The sequence below is a fragment of the Enterobacter cloacae complex sp. SHL020 genome (assembly GCF_049236945.1).
In the GTDB taxonomy this organism is placed as follows: Bacteria; Pseudomonadota; Gammaproteobacteria; order Enterobacterales; family Enterobacteriaceae; genus Enterobacter; species Enterobacter dykesii.
Map to the genome: position 1 here is coordinate 117,862 of NZ_JBMKJF010000001.1, position 16,337 is coordinate 134,198.

The window sequence follows — 16,337 nt, forward strand, 5'->3', positions numbered from 1 at the left end:
AATAGTCAGGAAAAATAATGATTTTGTGGCGGGGATAAAAAGAAAAATTGTCGGCCTTTCCGGAGAGGAAATGACCGACAATTGAACCGGTTATCAGGCGACAGGACGCGCGATAATACTGCGGGTTTCCATGCGAACTTCGGCGATAGTGACGTCAATCACGTCGGTGACTTTGTAAACTGTTTCACCTTTAATTTGCACGGTACCGTTTTCCTGACTACAGACCATTTCGTCACGAACCGCATGCATGAACGGCGCAGGAATAAACGCGACAGCACCGTTATCGACCAGACGGACGCGCATACCCCCGCGGCTAATATCGATGATCTCTGCGGCGAAACGGGTATCCGTACCGGCTTTATCCTGCAGGAAGCGTGCGTACAGCCAGTCTCCAACGTCACGCTCGGCCATACGGTTCAGACGGCGACGATCGGCCATCTGCAGCGTGGTGTCCTCCTGAGGACGGGCAATGGTTTCACCTTTGATAATCGCTTTCAGCAGACGGTGGTTAACCATATCGCCATACTTACGGATCGGCGATGTCCAGGTGGCGTAAGCTTCGAGGCCAAGACCAAAGTGCGGGCCAGGCTCGGTGCTGATTTCAGCGAAGGACTGGAAGCGACGAATGCGGCTGTCCAGGAAACCCGACGGCTGCGCGTCCAGTTCGCGGCGAAGCTTGCAGAAGCCCGGCAGCGTCAGCACTTCTTCCGGATCAACGTGCACATCGTGATTCTTCAGCAGGGCCGCCAGCGCTTCGGTATTCGCCGGATCAAACCCGGTGTGGACGTTGTAAATGCCAAAGCCCAGCTTGTCGCGCAGCACGCGTGCGGCGCAGATGTTGGCGGAAATCATCGCCTCTTCAACGATGCGGTTCGCAATGCGTCGCGGTTCGGCCACGATGTCCAGCACTTCGCCTTTCTCGCCCAGAACAAAGCGATAATCCGGACGATCTTTAAACACCAGCGCATGGGTTTTACGCCACTCGCCGCGGTTCAGGCAGATGCGATGCAGCAGACGGATTTGCGCGGCAATGGCGTCGGAATCAGGTTTCCAGCTACCGGTATTTTCAAGCCAGTCGGAGACGTTATCGTAGGCCAGCTTGGCTTTCGATTCGATGGTGGCGGCAAAGAACTCGATATCGTCTTCAATCGCGCCATCTGCGGCGATAGTCATGCGGCAGGCAAGGACCGGGCGCACTTCATTTGGACGCAGCGAGCAGAGATCGTCTGACAATTCGCGCGGCAGCATCGGAATGTTGAAGCCCGGCAGGTAGTTGGTGAACGCACGGATTTTCGCCGCGTCATCCAGCTTGCTGCCTTCGGCAATCCAGGCGGTTGGATCGGCAATTGCAACGGTCAGATGCAGTTTGCCATCCGCGCTCTCTTCAGCATACAGCGCGTCATCCATATCTTCCGTGCTGGCGCTGTCGATGGTGACAAACTCCAGTGCGGTGAGATCGCGGCGCGTCAGACCTTCGTCCTGCATCTCGGTCGCTACGCCGTTCGGCGCTTCTTTTTCAAGATTGTGGCGTGCCAGCGTGACCCACCATGGCACGAAGTGGTCGGCACCAAAGGTGATGAACTGGGTCAGCTCAGCATAAAAACCGCGATCGCCTTTCAGAGGATGACGGCGCATTTCTGCTACGGCCCAGTCACCTTCTTTAAAATCATGCTCAACGCCACGGGCGGCGCGGCAGGGAATGGCATCTTTCAGCAGGGGATGATCCGGCACGATAGAAAGACGATCGTCTTTTCTTTGCACCTTACCCACAAAACGGGTCAGGAACGGTTCGATCAGTTCTTCCGGCTCGGCAGACTCGCGGTCCTTCTCGGTATGAATGACGGCCATGACGCGATCGCCATGCATCACTTTCTTCATCTGCGGAGGCGGAATGAAGTAGCTTTTCTGCGCGTCAACCTCAAGGAAGCCAAAGCCCTTTTCCGTGGCTTTTACGACCCCTTCTGCACGCGGCGTCTGGGAATGCAGTTGCTGTTTAAGCTGCGCTAGCAGCGGGTTGTCCTGAAACATAATGTTCTATTTTCGTAGCCATTGAGCGGCTGACAGTTTTACGCGATTCTCACTGTCTCAGCAAGCGGTCTTTGGGTAATGAGTATGGTTATTCCTCTTTACCAAACGCGACTTTCAAACGATTGAGCCAGCCGTCAAACGCGCTCCGGGTAAGCAGCATGATGGCATGTTCGCCGGGGAGCCCCTGATCCGTGAGCGGGGTAAACTGCGCGGCGCTGAAGCGGTCCGGAGAGCGCGTTAGCAGTTCGACCGCCGCCGAAAGTGCGGGGGACGTCAGCGGGATCGCGTCGCGGGTGTTTAACAAGATCTCTCCGGTCAGGTCGAGCAGCGACGGCTCGTGGCAAAGGACCGGCGTCAGCGCCTCCAGCGCGGGTTCTGCCTGCCAGCGGGACAGCGACTCAAGCTGATGCGCGCTCGCATAGCGCAGCTCGACGACGGGCAACAGCGGCACCCAGGCGGCGTGGCGCGCAGGCAGCGTGTGCGGCTGAATATGATGGCCCGGCAACCAGCGAACGGGGTGTCCTAACAGCGCCTGTAAAACCGCGACCACGCGCGCCTGAAAGCCGATAAACCCGATAATCTGGTTAATCACCACAATGTCATAGATTGACAGGCCAACCTCATCAAGCTGGTTCTGCGCTTTATCATCAATGATATCAGGAGAGCTGGCGAGCTGGCGGGCATACTGCGTAATTTGCGCCAGACGTCGGTTGCTTTCGCGCGAGGAGTCCGGGCCGGGAAGCGGGGCGAGGAGGGCGGCGTAATGGTTACAGAGCCGCTGAACGCCACAGGCCTGGGCGACCGTTAGCGCGGTGCTGAGCCGATCGTAGGCGCTGAGCGTATGCAGACGGTTCACGGGAATTGAGAGCGGAAACAGCTTGTGGCATAAGGCTCTGGCAGGGGTAAGCCAGCCAGAACAGGCGGCGACAATCTCATCAGGCAGGGCTAAATCGAGCAAAAAACGATCGTCGACGTTAGCGGCTTCGGGCACCAGAGGCAGAACATCTGTCTGCGCGTGGTTCGACTGGGTCTCGTGATACCAGTGGCCTTTGCCGGAAAAACGGCGTTGTTCCATGTGCGTTCCTTGATCTCAAAATGGCGATCAATATCCTGGCGTAAGGCAGATAAAGGGAAAAATATTGTTAGGTGATAACAAATAGCAGAACGGAATAACGAAGGGGTGGTGCATGGGGAAAACTCTCTTCCCGTACGGGAAGAGAGTTACAGCTTATTTAATTTCCAGCTCGTTCATTGCAGCGATGTTGAAGCCGCCGTCAACGTGAACCACTTCGCCGGAGATACCAGCGGAAAGGTCAGAGCACAGGAATGCTGCAGAGTTACCCACATCTTCAATGGTAACGGTACGACGAATCGGGGTAACCGCTTCGCAGTGTGCCAGCATTTTACGGAAATCTTTAATACCGGAAGCTGCCAGGGTGCGGATAGGACCTGCAGAGATGGCGTTAACGCGCACGCCTTCAGGGCCCATTGCGTTCGCCATGTAGCGTACGTTGGCTTCCAGAGAGGCTTTTGCCAGACCCATAACGTTGTAGTTAGGGATAGCACGCTCAGCGCCCAGGTAGGACAGGGTCAGCAGGGCTGCGCCCGGGTTCAGCATCGCGCGGCAGGATTTCGCCATCGCAACGAAGCTGTAGGAGCTGATGTCGTGAGCGATTTTGAAGCCATCACGGGTAACCGCGTTCACGTAGTCGCCGTCCAGCTGGTCGCCAGGAGCGAAGCCAATGGAGTGAACGAAACCGTCGAATTTCGGCCATGCTTTTGCCAGTTCAGCAAACATGCCGTCGATGCTTTCGTCTTGTGCAACGTCACATTCCAGAACAATGCTGGAACCCAGCTGCGCGGCAAACTCTTCAACACGGCCTTTCAGCTTGTCGTTCTGGTAGGTGAACGCCAGCTCAGCGCCTTCGCGATGCATTGCCTGTGCGATGCCGTATGCGATGGACAGTTTGCTGGCAACGCCAGTCACCAGAATGCGCTTACCGGAAAGAAAACCCATAGCTTTAATCCTTATATTCATTGCTAATTTTGCCTTGTAATTCATGGCGTTACAGGCAGTATTTCAAAATCATTCGAAATTAGCTCGAAATTATAGCCCACTCACAGCCCCTTGTGTCACGATATTTCTCGCTCTTCTCCGAAGACGCCTGCCCCGAAGAAAGCGCCGCGGACTCGCGGGGGCTCAAAATTTCAGCATTCGTCCAGTATATCACCCGGCAACAGGTTCACCTCATCCAACCAGCGAGGAAGCGCGATCCCGCACGGGGATTCATGCTTTCCTGAGGTTGTCGATGAAGCGCGCGATGACGATAAAGAAAACCGGCACGAAGAAAATGGCGAGAAGCGTACCGCTAATCATGCCGCCAAATACGCCGGTACCGATGGCATGCTGCGTACTGTCGCTAGCCCCACGGGCCAGCATCAACGGAACAACCCCTAAGCTGAAGGCTAACGAGGTCATCAGAATGGGGCGCAGGCGCTGGCTGGCGGCATGAACGGTTGCCGCCAGCAGAGGTTGCCCTTCGCGATGGAGCTGCCTGGCAAACTCCACAATCAGAATGGCGTTCTTGGCCGACAGGCCGATAAGCGTAATCAGGCCAACCTTGAAGAAAACGTCATTCGTCATGCCGGCGACGGACACCGCGATCACCGCGCCAATAAGACCCAGCGGAACGACCAGCATGACCGCAAATGGAATAGACCAGCTCTCATACAGGGCGGCGAGCACCATAAACACGACCAGTATCGACAGGACGATAAGGCCCGGAAGCTGGGATTCCGATTTTCTCTCCTGCAATGAACTCCCGGCCCACTCGCCAGCCATGCCCTGAGGTAAATCTCTGGACAAACTCTCCATAACCTTCATTGCGGTGCCGCTGGATGCTCCCGGCGCCGCATTTCCGGTAATGCGAATAGCCGAATATCCCTGATAACGCGTCAGCTGCTGCGGCGCAACGTTCCAGGAAAGCGTGGCAAACGTTGATACCGGCACCATCTGACCCATCCGGTTTTTCACTGATAATGCCAGTATCTGCTCAGGCTGCATTCGGTAGGGCGCATCGGCCTGAATAATGACCTGTTGAACGCGGCCGTTATTCGTATAGTCATTGACGTAATTTGAGCCCAGGGTGACGGAGAGCGTCTGGTTGATTTCATCAAATGAGACGCCCATCGCTTCAGCCTTTTCTCTGTCCACCTGGAGCGCAAGGCTTGTTCCTTCCGGCAGACCGTCTATATACACGTCACTCAGTTCAGGGCGCTGGTTGGCCTGCAGAACCAGCGCGTCGGCCGCGCGCTTTAACGCCTCGTAGCCCTGTCCCGCTCTGTCCTGCACGTACCAGGTGAAGCCCGACGAGGTGCCCATATCCGAAATGGCTGGCGGGAGCAGGCTCATCGTGACGGCATCAGAGACGTTCGCCATGCTGGCCTGTATATGGTCGGCTTCACCCTGGGCCGTCGACCCCTGCCGATCTTTCCAGTCTTTCAGCGTGGTGAAGGCCATAGCCGAATTTGGTCCTGAACCTGAAAATCCAAACCCCAGGATCATAATGTTGCTTTCAATATCCGGCCGGGCCGCAATTTCCTCTTCAAATTTTTTAACCACGTTGAGGGTACGCTGCATCGTGGCATCAGAAGGCAGCTGGATTGAGGACATAAAATAGCCCTGATCTTCATCCGGCAGAAAAGACGACGGTAACGAAGACAATCCCAGAAACAGCGCAGCACAAAGCGCAGCGTACAGGAGCAGCATACGCCCGGTTCGCTTCAGAACGGCACCCAGCCCGGCTTCGTAACAGGCGGTGAGCGAACGGAAGCGCGCGTTAAACCCGACTGCGAACCTTCCGCCTCCGCTTTTTTCTGCCTTATGCGGCTTGAGTAACGTTGCGCACAGGGCCGGCGTCAGCGTCAGGGCAAGAAACGCGGACAGCAGTATGGAGACCGCCATGGAAATACAAAATTGTCGGTAGATAATCCCGACGGATCCTTCCGCAAACCCCATGGGGATAAAGACGGCGGTAAGCACCAGCGTGATGCCTATAATCGCCGGGGTGATTTCCTGCATGGCTTGCCGCGTGGCGTCACGCGGGGAGAGGCTTTTTTCCTCCATCAGTCGTTCAACGTTCTCCACGACCACAATGGCATCATCAACGATAATCCCTATCGCCAGCACCATGCCGAACATCGTCAGAATATTGATGGAGTAGCCGCTCAGTAACATCACCGTGAAGGTGCCAAGCAGTGCGACGGGAGCAACAATCGCCGGGATAAGCGTGCAGCGTATCTTGTGCAGAAACAGCAGCATAACCAGGAAGACCAGAACCATCGCTTCCACAAATGTCTGAACAACCTTCATGATAGAAAGTTTCACAAACGGCGCGGTATCGAAGGGAACCGTAAACGCCATTCCTTCAGGTAACACCCGGGAAAGCTCGTCGATGCGCGCCCGTACGCCGGAAGCCGTACTCATCGCATTGGCGCCAGGCGAGAGCTGGATTGCCGCCGCCGTTGCGGGTACGCCATTTTCACGGATACCAAAGGCGTAGCTTTGCAGGCCAGATTCAACCCGCGCAACGTCGGACAATTTCAGGCGGGCGCCGGATGCGTCAGATTTCAGGGTGACATTGCTGAACGCCTCTACCGAGGAGAGCTGTCCCTTTACGGTGATGGGATACGTTACCCCTTGTCCTGCTGACGCTGGCTCATCTCCCGTTTTACCGGGCGAAACAAGGGCATTTTGCTGGCCAACGGCGGTAAGAACATCGCTCACCGAAAGCCCGTAGCCGTGGAGCTTCATGGGATCCAACCAGATGCGCAGCGCTTTTTCGCCGCCAAACAGCTGAACCTTCCCTACGCCGGGCACGCGACGAAGCTCGTCACTGACGTTTCTGGCAAAATAGTCGCTTAAATCGGCTTCCTCAAATTGACCCGTCGCGGACTTCAGCCCCACCATCATTAAAAATCCAGAATTAGCGGCCTCGACGTTAATGCCGTTTTGCCTTACCGCCTGAGGTAGACGAGGCTCGACGATCTTAATCTGATTCTGTAGATCCATCTGCGCCAGCTTGATGTCCGTACCCGGTTTAAACGTGACGGTAATCGATGCCGAACCGGTTGTGTCACTGGAAGATTCGAAATAGAGCAAGTTATCGACTCCAGAGATTTCGCGCTCTATTAACGACACCACCGACGTATTCATGATATCGGGGCTGGCCCCCGGGTAACTGACGGAAATAATGATTCCCGGCGGTGCAACCGCCGGATACTGCGCAACCGGTAAACGGGGAATAGACAGGAGACCCGTCAGGACGATAAACAGCGCTACTACCCAGGCAAAAACGGGGCGTTCAATAAAAAAATGAGGCATTGGGTTATTTTTATGCAAAAGAGTGAGGTAGAAAGTCTACCGCGCACCTGTTTAGCGGAAGTGGGCGGTTTATGGAGGCTGTGTGGAGCAACGGCTCAAATCATTCTCATAATCAGGTACAGCGGCGCTCCGCCAAAAAAAATGATCAAATAACACTCGTAGTAAAAGAGCAGATCCTCAATATCGGGCATTGTGTTTAACAGCACGGTGAACGTAATAATGAGATAAACAAAAATAACTATTAGCCAAAAGGCGATGACAAGCAGCTCAGTCAACGCGCCAGCTTTATTTTGGATGATCAGAGAGACCACCGACAATGCGATGCAGCCATAAATAATGGGTGAAGAGAGCAGCGTTGAGGCAACTTTTTCATCCATTTTGTGTACCAGTACCAGCCAGGTATAAAGTAATCCCCACGACAGCAGCAGGAACAAGGAATATATGCCCAGCTTTTTAGGAGAGAAATATTTAGAAAGTTCCATGTTCATTATTTCAGCCAACTTCATAAAATCTTTAAGAAACAGTGGTAATTTGCAGCGCGCAATGCACAACGGGTTATGCCCCAATAGCGATTTTGAACGTGCATTGTCGAGTCTTTATTGACGGAATGTGTAGGCTGTGTGGAGAAATAACCGGGAATTTAAATCAGCCGGGAAATTTTCGTGATTACGGCACTTTTTCCCGGAGGCTGTGTCTTATTGTGCTAAAGATATCTGATAGCGTGCTTAAAGGGATTTCACCCGCGGAGATAATATGAACAAAAATACGCTGATCCTTGTTGTTGAAGATGAAGACGAAATCGCCGATATACTGATGAGCTACTTAGAGCGTTCGGGAATGAAAACGCTCCGAGCCAGACAGGGCGAACAGGCCATAGCGCTCAATCGTCTCCATAAACCGGATCTCATATTGCTGGACATTCACCTGCCCGTATGTGACGGCTGGAGCGTACTTACGACGCTTCGTCAGGAAAGCGTTGTCCCCGTCATCATGGTTTCCGCTCTCGATCAGGATGTCGATAAGCTCATGGGGCTGAGGCTGGGCGCGGATGATTACGTGATCAAACCTTTCAACCCTTCTGAAGTTGTCGCCCGGGTTGAGGCGGTGCTGCGCAGGACAAAACCCGCGCTTCAGCAGGCAGGTTCCCAGCCGCTCAGAACGCCCTTTATTACGGTCTATCCGGATGACTTCTACGTGGAAGTTACCGTGGGAGCAGAGGTTGTCTCTCCGGTATTAACGACGACCGAATTTAAATTGCTCACATACCTGGTGAGATACCCGCGAAAGGTCTGCTCCCGCGAAGAGCTACTCAACGCGTGTCTGCCGGAAGGGGATACGCTCGACAGAACTGTCGACAGCCATATGAGCAAGTTGCGTAAAAAACTGGAGCTTGCAGGCCTTTACGGTGTTCCCGAGAGCATCAGAGGCATGGGTTACCGGCTTGGGGAAAAGAAATGAACAAAGAGTCTGTCCTGAGTCGTCAAATCTTAACGTATATGCTGTTGCTGACGTTTACGATCATTGCCATCGCCATACTCGGCTCCTGGTTTTTTTACTCCTTTATTCTGGATCATCTCCCGGGCGGCGCTGCTGCGGGCGATGACGAGCAGATGACGATGTGGGACTGGGTATGGATTGGGACCGCGACAACGATCAGTCTGATTATCGCTCTCTTTTTCACGGTCAAACTTTCATCGCGAATACTCACCCCGCTAAACGCGGTAGCGTCCAGCCTGAAAAAGATTTCTCAGGGCGATCTGGACGCCCGGGCATTCTGCACCAGTTCCCGGCTGGGTGAAATCAATCACCTGGTGACGGATTTCAATGAAATGGCGGAAAAATTACAGACGCTGGATATTCAGAGGAAATCCTGGAATGCCGCTATTGCGCATGAGCTGAGAACCCCGGTCACGATTCTACGCGGACGGCTTCAGGGGTTGGTTGACGGCGTTTTCATCCCGGACCCGGTGCTGTTTAATAATCTTCTCAAACAGACGGAAGGGTTAACCCGTCTAATTGAAGATCTGCGGGTTATCAGCTCGGACGGTGGGGCGGGATATACGTTATATCCGTCCCAAACGGATCTCAAAGGGACAATACAGAACGCACTCGATACGTTCATGCCCGAGTTCAGCCGTAAGGCGTTTACCGTCAATACAGAACTGAGGGAGCAGCAGTGCGTATTCGATCCATTACGCATCAACCAGTGTCTGACCGTTTTATTTGATAATGCCTTACACTATTCAACCTCGCGGACGCTCATCGTGAAAAATGGCGTTTCTGATAAAGGCAATTATATCCTTATTCAGGACGGGGGACCGGGCATCCCCAGAGAGTTTCATGATTTCCTGTTTCAGCCCTTTCAGCGCGATAATGGCGCCAGACATGTTAACCCGGAAGGCTGTGGTTTGGGCTTGTCAGTGGTAAAAGCCATCATGCTGGCTCATGGTGGCGATGTTACCTATACCTTATCGACGCAAAACCACTCGATATTTAAGCTCACCTGGCCCGACTCGTGAGCTTCAGCGGCAGGTCAAATGCGCCTGCCGGCGATAAATGCCATATTTTTCCTAACTTAGCATCCCATTCCTGCGGGGTAATCGTCAGTTTACCGCGTCTCGGGCTTAGGGTTATTTCACTGAAATAGATTTCATCTTTCTTTAGCATCAGGTCAACACGGCAGTAGTCAATTCCATCCGCCAGCTCCTGGGACGCCAGCAATGCCTGTCGGAACAAGACCGGTTCGCCTGGAACTGCTGAAGTATTGGGATATTCCATCTGGAAGGGTTGTAAGTTCCAGTGCCTGTCATAAACGTTGATAAAACCGTTGCCGTTATCATCCGTAAAATCCGCTTCTACATAGTGGGCAACGCCGTGAAAGCAATGGATCCTCAGCATTTCGGGCGTTGTATTTCTGTCAACATCATCGAAGAGATCGACGAACGGCTCGCAAAGTATACTCGGCGTAATGTTTTTGTACTGCCATTCGCGCGTGGTGTAGTAAAGATTTTTCTTTAACGCGAGGCTCAGCTTTTTACACGCTTCTTTTTCGTTAAATTGCGCTTTGTTTGTACATATTATTGTGCTGCCGCTGTCATGGTTGCACTTAAGGACGAATTTATCAGGGAGTACTGAAAAATCAATCTGCGACGGCCGGGAATAAACACCAATTAATGGCACCGTTTTCACGCGCGTTGTTCTGGAGGAAACGTATGCTCGAACGGCGAGTTTATCGGCAAGCATCGTGTAGAAGTTATTATGGTCATAGATCAGGCGATGACATATTTTTTCACTCAACGTCGTGGGCAAGTTAATGTCAGGGGTTTTACCGGATGTTCTCTTAAGCCTCACGGTATGAAAGTGAAGGTCCGTCATTAAAAATGAACGGCATTTTCTGATGAGATACTCTGTGTATTTTAGAACGTAAGTGGCGGTGTTCATTTCTTCTCCTCCGTAATGTCCGGATATTCTGAAGAAGAACTGTTGATTGATATTGCTTAAAATATGGAGCTGGGATGGAGATGAAAAAATTAAAGGACTAAATAGCGCACGCAGGCTATTTAGTCCTTATTTTAGTGGGGTGATTTGTGTTGAGCGTCGCGCTTAGCGGTCCTTTCTCCACGCATCGGCGGTCAATGCTTCACCGAAATGACCGGCAATCAGCCGTTTTGTCAGCTCATGCAGCGGGGAGGCCATCACATCCGCCGTACTGCCGCGCTCGACCACTTCACCCTGGTGCATGACCATCACCTGATCGCTGATGTGCTTCATCATTCCCAGATGTTGGGTGACGTAGATATACGAGATCCCCTGTTTTTCCTGCAATTCCAGCATCAGGTTAATCAGCTGCGAGCGCATCGACATATCCAGCGAGGCAAGCGCTTCATCCGCAATGATCACTTTTGGCCGCAAAATCAACGCGCGCGCCAGTCCCAGGCGTTGTTTCTGGCCGGGGGCCAGCATATGCGGGTAGTAGCTTTCGTGATCCGGTAACAGCCCAACCATACGCAGGGTTTCAAATACGCGCTTACGGCGCGCCTCCGGCTCCAGGTCTGTGTTCAGACGCAGCGGAAAATCGAGGATCTGAGAAATGCGCTGGCGCGGGTTAAGCGAGGTAGACGGATCCTGGAAGATCATGCGGATGCGCTGGCTGCGGAAAGAGTAGTCGCCAAACGTCAGAGGATGATCGTCAATCAGCACTTCGCCTGCAGTCGGTTCAACCATGCCAGCGAGCATTTTCGCCAGGGTGGATTTCCCGGAACCGTTCTCGCCGATGATCGCCAGGGTCTGTTTTTCACGCAGCGTAAAGCTCAGCGGCTTCACCGCGTCGACAGTTTGACGATGAAACAGCCCCGTGCGGTAGCGAAAGGTCTTACTCAGGTTGCGGACTTCCAGTAAGGTTTCGACCATTTCACTCTCTCTCCATGTTCAGCGGGAAATGACAGGCGTATAGATGATTTTTGGCCCCGGTCAGGCGTGGCGTCTCGATACATTTACGCTGAGCATAGGGGCACCGTGGCCCCAGACGACAGCCTATCGGCAGGGATTCCAGCAGCGGAATCGCCCCCGGCAGGGTATTCAGGCGACTCTTATGCGGCATCGCGCTGCCAAAATCTGGAATGGCGCGAATAAGCGCCTGCGTATACGGGTGGTGCGGCGCGGTGATCAGATCTTCACTCGGCGCGGTTTCGACCGTTTGTCCGCAGTACATCACGTCAATTTTATCCGCCCATTTGCTGAGCATATGCAGGTCATGGCTGATCAGCAAAATGGTGGTGTTGTTATTCTGGTTGAGACGCGACAGCAGGCGGAAAATTTGCGCCTGCGTGGTGGGTTCCATCGCGTTGGTGGGCTCATCCGCAATCAGCAAGCGCGGCTGATTTGCCAGCGCGATAGCAATCATCACTTTCTGACATTCGCCGTCGGTCAGCTCATAAGGGAAGCTGCGCATCGCATCTTTGTGATCTTTGATCCCGACGCGGTGTAAAAGCTCGATGGCGCGGCGCTTGCGCCAGCCAACGCGTTGCCACCAGCGGCCTTTATAGGTCCAGCCGGGAATGTTCTGCATGAGCTGTTTACCCACGCGTTCGGACGGATCGAGACAGGACTGCGGCTCCTGGAAAATCATCGAGACGTTATGCCCGACCAGCTTACGCCGCTCGCGGGGGGAGAGGCGCAGCAGATCGATATCGTCAAAACGCATACGGTCTGCCGTCACGCGCCAGTTGTCTTTCGCCACGCCGCATATAGCTTTGGCAATCAGGCTTTTTCCCGAGCCGGATTCCCCCACCAGCCCGCGAATTTCACCCTCCGCGAGGGTGATACTGATGCGATCGACGGCTTTAACCCAGCCTTCACCGGTTTTGAATTCGATGGTGAGGTTGCGAATATCAAGAAGCGGCATTATTGCACCCCCGCGTTAATTGCACGGCGAATACCGTCGCCCAGCAGGTTGATAAGCAGCACGCTCACCATAATGGCCGCCCCCGGCAGCATGACCGTCCACGGCGCCACGTAAATTAACTCCAGCGCGTCGCCGAGCATCGCACCCCATTCGGGCGACGGCAGCTGTGCACCGAGATCGAGGAAGCCGAGCGCCGCGATGTCCAGGATCGCCATTGACAGGGCGCGGGTGATCTCTGTGACCAGCCCGGCGGCGATGTTGGGCAGCACGGCAAACCACAGAATGTTGAAGGTCGTCGCGCCGTCCAGACGCGCGGCAACGACGTACTCTTTTTCGAGTTCATCATGCACCATGCTGTAAACCGAGCGCACGATGCGGGGCAGGATAGCCAGCCAGACGGCGAACATGGCATGCGACAGGTGCGGACCGGCAAAGGCAACAACGATGATCGCCAGCAGCAGGGATGGAATCGACAGCAGCGTATCCAGAATGTGGTTAAGGACCGCCGAACGCAGGCCATGGGTGGATCCCGCAAAAATACCGAGCGCCAGCCCGCAGATCGTAGCCGCGAGCGTCACCACAAATGCGCCGCCCACCGTCGGGGCTGCACCGCTCAGCAGGCGGCTCAACACGTCACGTCCGAGGTCGTCCGTTCCCAGGAAGAAAGAGACTTCGCCGTATCGCGACCAGGAAGGAGGCAGCAGCTGATAGCCAAGGAACTGCTGGTCGATGCCGTACGGCGCAAACCACGAGCCAAAGACGCAAAGCAACACCAGGCCGGCGCAGCCGTAAAGGCCGATCATCGCCGTGGTGTCACCATAGAATTTACGCCACACGGTACGCAGCACGCCGGGCGTGCGCTTTTCACTGTATACGCTATCGTAAGGCATACCATTCCTTATGCTTCAATGGGTTAGCCATGGCACCCAGAATATCGGACAACACGTTAACAATAATCACCAGCGAGCCAATTACCATCACGCCCGCAGAAATCGCGGCGTAGTCCTGCTGGCGGATGGCGTTAATCAGCCATCGCCCCAGGCCAGGCCAGCTGAAGACCATCTCGGTGATCATGGCCAGCGTCAGCATGGTGGAAAACTGTAACCCCAGACGCGGGATAACCGGCGGCAGCGCGTTGTGCAGGACGTTGCGGCGCAGTATGGTCAGGCGTGACAACCCGCGCGTGGCGGCGGCTTTGACGTAGTTCTGGTCAAATACCTCAATGGTGCTCAGGCGCATCAGGCGGATCACTTCGGTTGTTGGCGCAACCGCAAGCGTCAGTACCGGCAATACCATATGGCGCACGGCGCTGACGATCATCTCATGGCGCCACACCGAATCGGACAGCCACGCGTCAATGATGGCAAAACCCGTCACCGTTTTAACCGTATAGAGCAGGTCAAAGCGACCCGAAACCGGCAGCCAGCCCATCGTCAGCGAGAAGAACAGCGTCAACAGCAGCGCCAGCCAGAATACCGGGATGGAGAAGCCGAACAGGGCAAGGGCGCTGATAAACTTATCCTGCCATTTGTTGCGATAGATCCCGGCCAGCATACCCACCGGGATGCCGACCATCAGGGCAAAGCCGAAGGCCAGAATGCACAGCTCCATCGTGGCCGGGAAAACCTCTTTCAGCTGCTCGGAAATCAGCTGTCCGTTAATGCTGGACACGCCGAAATCCCAGTGCAGCAGCCCGTTAAACCAGAACAGCCAGGCATCCCACAGCGACGACCCCTGGAGCGGGGCGTGGGGCGTGAAATAGCTCAGGCTGAAGCCGACAAAGTTCAGGAAAAAGAGCGTCACCAGCAGCAAAAGGAGCCGACGTAAGGTAAAAATAATCATGGTTTTTTCACCTCTTGTTCTTTTTCTCGCGACACGCCTGCGAACGAGGCGTTGCCGAACGGACTCAGCACCAGACCTTTAATATCATAACGATAGGCCTGAAGACGCAGGGAAGAGGCCAGCGGCAGCACCGGCAGTTCCTGGGCAAGGATCTTCTGCGCTTCATCATAGGCGTCGATGCGAGAGGCCAGCTGTTGGGAAGCCAGCGCTTTTTGCAGCACGGCGTCAAACTCCCGGTTACACCAGTGGGCGTAGTTGGTCTGCGAATTTATCGCCGCACAGCTTAGCAGCGGCCGGAAGAAACTATCCGGATCGTTACTGTCGGTCGCCCAGCCGGTCAGGGTTAAATCATGATTCATGTCCATCAGGCGCGCCTCCTGGAAACGGCCCTCAACCGGTACGATGATCACTTTGACGCCCACCTGCGCCATATCTGCCTGCAGCAGTTCGGCGGTTTTGAGCGGGCTCGGGTTCCACGCTTGGGAGCTGGTTGGGACCCAAAGCTGCAGCGTGAGGTTTTCCGCCCCCAGCGCCTTCAGCTGTTCACGTGCTTTTGCCGGATTGTATTCCGTAATTTTAGCTTCACCGTCATAGGCCCACGAGGCGCGCGGTAAAATTGAGGCGGCGGTTTCCGCCGTGCCGTAGTAGATCGACTGCATTAAACGCTGGTTGTTAATCGCCAGCGCCAGAGCGTGACGTACGGCAGGGTTATTCAACGGCGGCTTATCCGTGTTAAAGGCGAGATAAGCGATATTCATTCCGGGGCGTAACGTCAGGCGCAGGCGCGGATCGTCGCGCAAAATGGTGAGCTGGCTGGCCGCGGGCCAGGCGAGCACGTCGCATTCACCCGTGAGCAGTTTTGACAGCCGTCCTGTCCCGCCAGAGCCGAGATCCACTACCACCTGCGGCATCAGCGGGGTACCGCGCCAGAAATGCTCATGGCGCTGCAGGCGAATATACTGCCCGGCGCGGTATTCGGCCAGCTGGAACGGACCGGTGCCGACCGGCTGACGATCGAGTAACTCCTGACGATCTTTTTTCGTCAGGTTCGCCGCGTATTCAGCGGACATGACCGACGCATAGTGGGTTGCCAGGTGCCAGAGGAAGGAGGCATCCGGGCGCGTCAGCGTAAATTCAACCGTCCGGTTATCCAGCTTGCGCACGCTCTTGACGGTGTCGGCAAACTGCAGGCTGTCGAAATAGGGGAAGTTGCTGCCGTTAACGTTATGCCACGGGTGGTTGCGGTTAAAGATGCGCTGGAAGGTAAAGACCACGTCATCCGCATTCAGCTTGCGCGTGGGGGTAAACCACGGCGTGCGCTGAAACGCGACGTCATCACGCAGATGAAAACGGTAGGTTGCGCCGTTATCCAGCACTTCCCAGCTTTCCGCAAGCTCAGGCACCAGACGGTAGGTGTATGGGTCAACATCAAGCAGACGGTCGTAAAGCTGTGCGGCCAGGGTATCCACGATCAGGCCGCTGCCCGCTTTTTGCGGGTTGAAGGTGTCCACCTGGCCGCTTACGCAATAGACAAAGCCGCTGTCACGAATGTCAGGCTGGAGAGTTTGCCCGGGCGCGGCAAAGGCCTGGCTGCTAAACAGACCGAGTGCAAAAAAGGACGATAAAACCAGACGCATAATTTTTAAGGTTTTTAGGTTCGATCTGCAAAGTGTATCGCAC

General features: G+C 54.7%; 13 protein-coding genes. 2 read left to right on the forward strand and 11 right to left on the reverse strand.

Annotation, left to right across the window (positions count from 1 at the left end):
- Positions 1–93: 93 nt before the first annotated feature.
- The 5 genes from ACOTZB_RS00585 to ACOTZB_RS00605 form a co-directional block, all read right to left on the reverse strand.
- A complete protein-coding gene (locus ACOTZB_RS00585; protein ID WP_421626214.1) occupies positions 94–2,028 on the reverse strand; it encodes an exoribonuclease II in 1,935 nt (644 codons plus the stop codon).
- Positions 2,029–2,116: 88 nt separating this feature from the next.
- The gene (locus ACOTZB_RS00590) at positions 2,117–3,103 is read right to left on the reverse strand and encodes a CMD domain-containing protein (protein WP_421626215.1); all 987 of its coding nucleotides are present in this window, start codon (positions 3,101–3,103) and stop codon (positions 2,117–2,119) included.
- Positions 3,104–3,256: 153 nt separating this feature from the next.
- Complete coding sequence (gene fabI / locus ACOTZB_RS00595; RefSeq protein WP_003856831.1) at positions 3,257–4,045, reverse strand: enoyl-ACP reductase FabI; 789 nt, start codon at positions 4,043–4,045, stop codon at positions 3,257–3,259.
- Between the two features lie 270 nt (positions 4,046–4,315).
- The gene (locus tag ACOTZB_RS00600; protein ID WP_421626216.1) at positions 4,316–7,411 is read right to left on the reverse strand and encodes a multidrug efflux RND transporter permease subunit; all 3,096 of its coding nucleotides are present in this window, start codon (positions 7,409–7,411) and stop codon (positions 4,316–4,318) included.
- Between the two features lie 95 nt (positions 7,412–7,506).
- Positions 7,507–7,893 carry a transporter gene (locus ACOTZB_RS00605; RefSeq protein ID WP_193806753.1) on the reverse strand — a complete coding sequence of 129 codons (387 nt, stop codon included), beginning with the start codon at positions 7,891–7,893 and terminating at the stop codon, positions 7,507–7,509.
- A gap of 271 nt (positions 7,894–8,164) precedes the next feature.
- On the opposite strand from ACOTZB_RS00605, the gene ACOTZB_RS00610 reads away from it, so the two are divergent.
- Both ACOTZB_RS00610 and ACOTZB_RS00615 read left to right on the forward strand, forming a co-directional pair.
- Positions 8,165–8,869: a response regulator gene (locus ACOTZB_RS00610; protein ID WP_047651105.1), complete on the forward strand. Its 705-nt coding sequence runs from the start codon at positions 8,165–8,167 to the stop codon at positions 8,867–8,869.
- Complete coding sequence (locus ACOTZB_RS00615; protein ID WP_421626217.1) at positions 8,866–9,930, forward strand: ATP-binding protein; 1,065 nt, start codon at positions 8,866–8,868, stop codon at positions 9,928–9,930. Before ACOTZB_RS00610 ends, ACOTZB_RS00615 begins: the two co-directional genes overlap by 4 nt.
- Here the strand turns inward: ACOTZB_RS00615 and ACOTZB_RS00620 are convergent.
- From ACOTZB_RS00620 to sapA, 6 genes are all read right to left on the reverse strand, one after another.
- Positions 9,911–10,852 (reverse strand): ATP-grasp fold amidoligase family protein, encoded by a 942-nt coding sequence (locus ACOTZB_RS00620; RefSeq protein ID WP_193806756.1) that lies wholly within the window; start codon positions 10,850–10,852, stop codon positions 9,911–9,913. The genes ACOTZB_RS00615 and ACOTZB_RS00620 overlap by 20 nt on opposite strands.
- 162 nt (positions 10,853–11,014) lie before the next feature.
- Positions 11,015–11,821: a putrescine export ABC transporter ATP-binding protein SapF gene (gene sapF, locus ACOTZB_RS00625; RefSeq protein WP_023312051.1), complete on the reverse strand. Its 807-nt coding sequence runs from the start codon at positions 11,819–11,821 to the stop codon at positions 11,015–11,017.
- A 1-nt stretch (position 11,822) separates the two neighbouring features.
- Positions 11,823–12,815 carry a putrescine export ABC transporter ATP-binding protein SapD gene (sapD, locus tag ACOTZB_RS00630; RefSeq protein ID WP_421626218.1) on the reverse strand — a complete coding sequence of 331 codons (993 nt, stop codon included), beginning with the start codon at positions 12,813–12,815 and terminating at the stop codon, positions 11,823–11,825.
- Positions 12,815–13,705 (reverse strand): putrescine export ABC transporter permease SapC, encoded by an 891-nt coding sequence (gene sapC, locus ACOTZB_RS00635; RefSeq protein WP_032656751.1) that lies wholly within the window; start codon positions 13,703–13,705, stop codon positions 12,815–12,817. Before sapC ends, sapD begins: the two co-directional genes overlap by 1 nt.
- Entirely contained in the window at positions 13,692–14,657 is a 966-nt protein-coding gene (gene sapB / locus ACOTZB_RS00640) for a putrescine export ABC transporter permease SapB (RefSeq protein WP_193806758.1), read from the reverse strand. The genes sapC and sapB overlap by 14 nt, the downstream gene beginning before the upstream one ends.
- Complete coding sequence (gene sapA, locus ACOTZB_RS00645; RefSeq protein WP_047651102.1) at positions 14,654–16,294, reverse strand: ABC transporter substrate-binding protein SapA; 1,641 nt, start codon at positions 16,292–16,294, stop codon at positions 14,654–14,656. Before sapA ends, sapB begins: the two co-directional genes overlap by 4 nt.
- Positions 16,295–16,337 lie beyond the last annotated feature (43 nt).

What these genes read in the sequence shown, in the direction of transcription:
- sapC (WP_032656751.1), bottom strand. Translation starts at nt 13,705, where the DNA reads ATGCCTTACGATAGCGTATACAGTGAAAAGCGCACGCCCGGCGTGCTG.
- ACOTZB_RS00590 (WP_421626215.1), bottom strand. Translation starts at nt 3,103, where the DNA reads ATGGAACAACGCCGTTTTTCCGGCAAAGGCCACTGGTATCACGAGACC.
- sapD (WP_421626218.1), bottom strand. Translation starts at nt 12,815, where the DNA reads ATGCCGCTTCTTGATATTCGCAACCTCACCATCGAATTCAAAACCGGT.
- ACOTZB_RS00610 (WP_047651105.1), top strand. Translation starts at nt 8,165, where the DNA reads ATGAACAAAAATACGCTGATCCTTGTTGTTGAAGATGAAGACGAAATC.
- fabI (WP_003856831.1), bottom strand. Translation starts at nt 4,045, where the DNA reads ATGGGTTTTCTTTCCGGTAAGCGCATTCTGGTGACTGGCGTTGCCAGC.
- sapA (WP_047651102.1), bottom strand. Translation starts at nt 16,294, where the DNA reads ATGCGTCTGGTTTTATCGTCCTTTTTTGCACTCGGTCTGTTTAGCAGC.
- ACOTZB_RS00600 (WP_421626216.1), bottom strand. Translation starts at nt 7,411, where the DNA reads ATGCCTCATTTTTTTATTGAACGCCCCGTTTTTGCCTGGGTAGTAGCG.
- ACOTZB_RS00605 (WP_193806753.1), bottom strand. Translation starts at nt 7,893, where the DNA reads ATGGAACTTTCTAAATATTTCTCTCCTAAAAAGCTGGGCATATATTCC.
- sapF (WP_023312051.1), bottom strand. Translation starts at nt 11,821, where the DNA reads ATGGTCGAAACCTTACTGGAAGTCCGCAACCTGAGTAAGACCTTTCGC.
- ACOTZB_RS00615 (WP_421626217.1), top strand. Translation starts at nt 8,866, where the DNA reads ATGAACAAAGAGTCTGTCCTGAGTCGTCAAATCTTAACGTATATGCTG.
- ACOTZB_RS00585 (WP_421626214.1), bottom strand. Translation starts at nt 2,028, where the DNA reads ATGTTTCAGGACAACCCGCTGCTAGCGCAGCTTAAACAGCAACTGCAT.
- ACOTZB_RS00620 (WP_193806756.1), bottom strand. Translation starts at nt 10,852, where the DNA reads ATGAACACCGCCACTTACGTTCTAAAATACACAGAGTATCTCATCAGA.
- sapB (WP_193806758.1), bottom strand. Translation starts at nt 14,657, where the DNA reads ATGATTATTTTTACCTTACGTCGGCTCCTTTTGCTGCTGGTGACGCTC.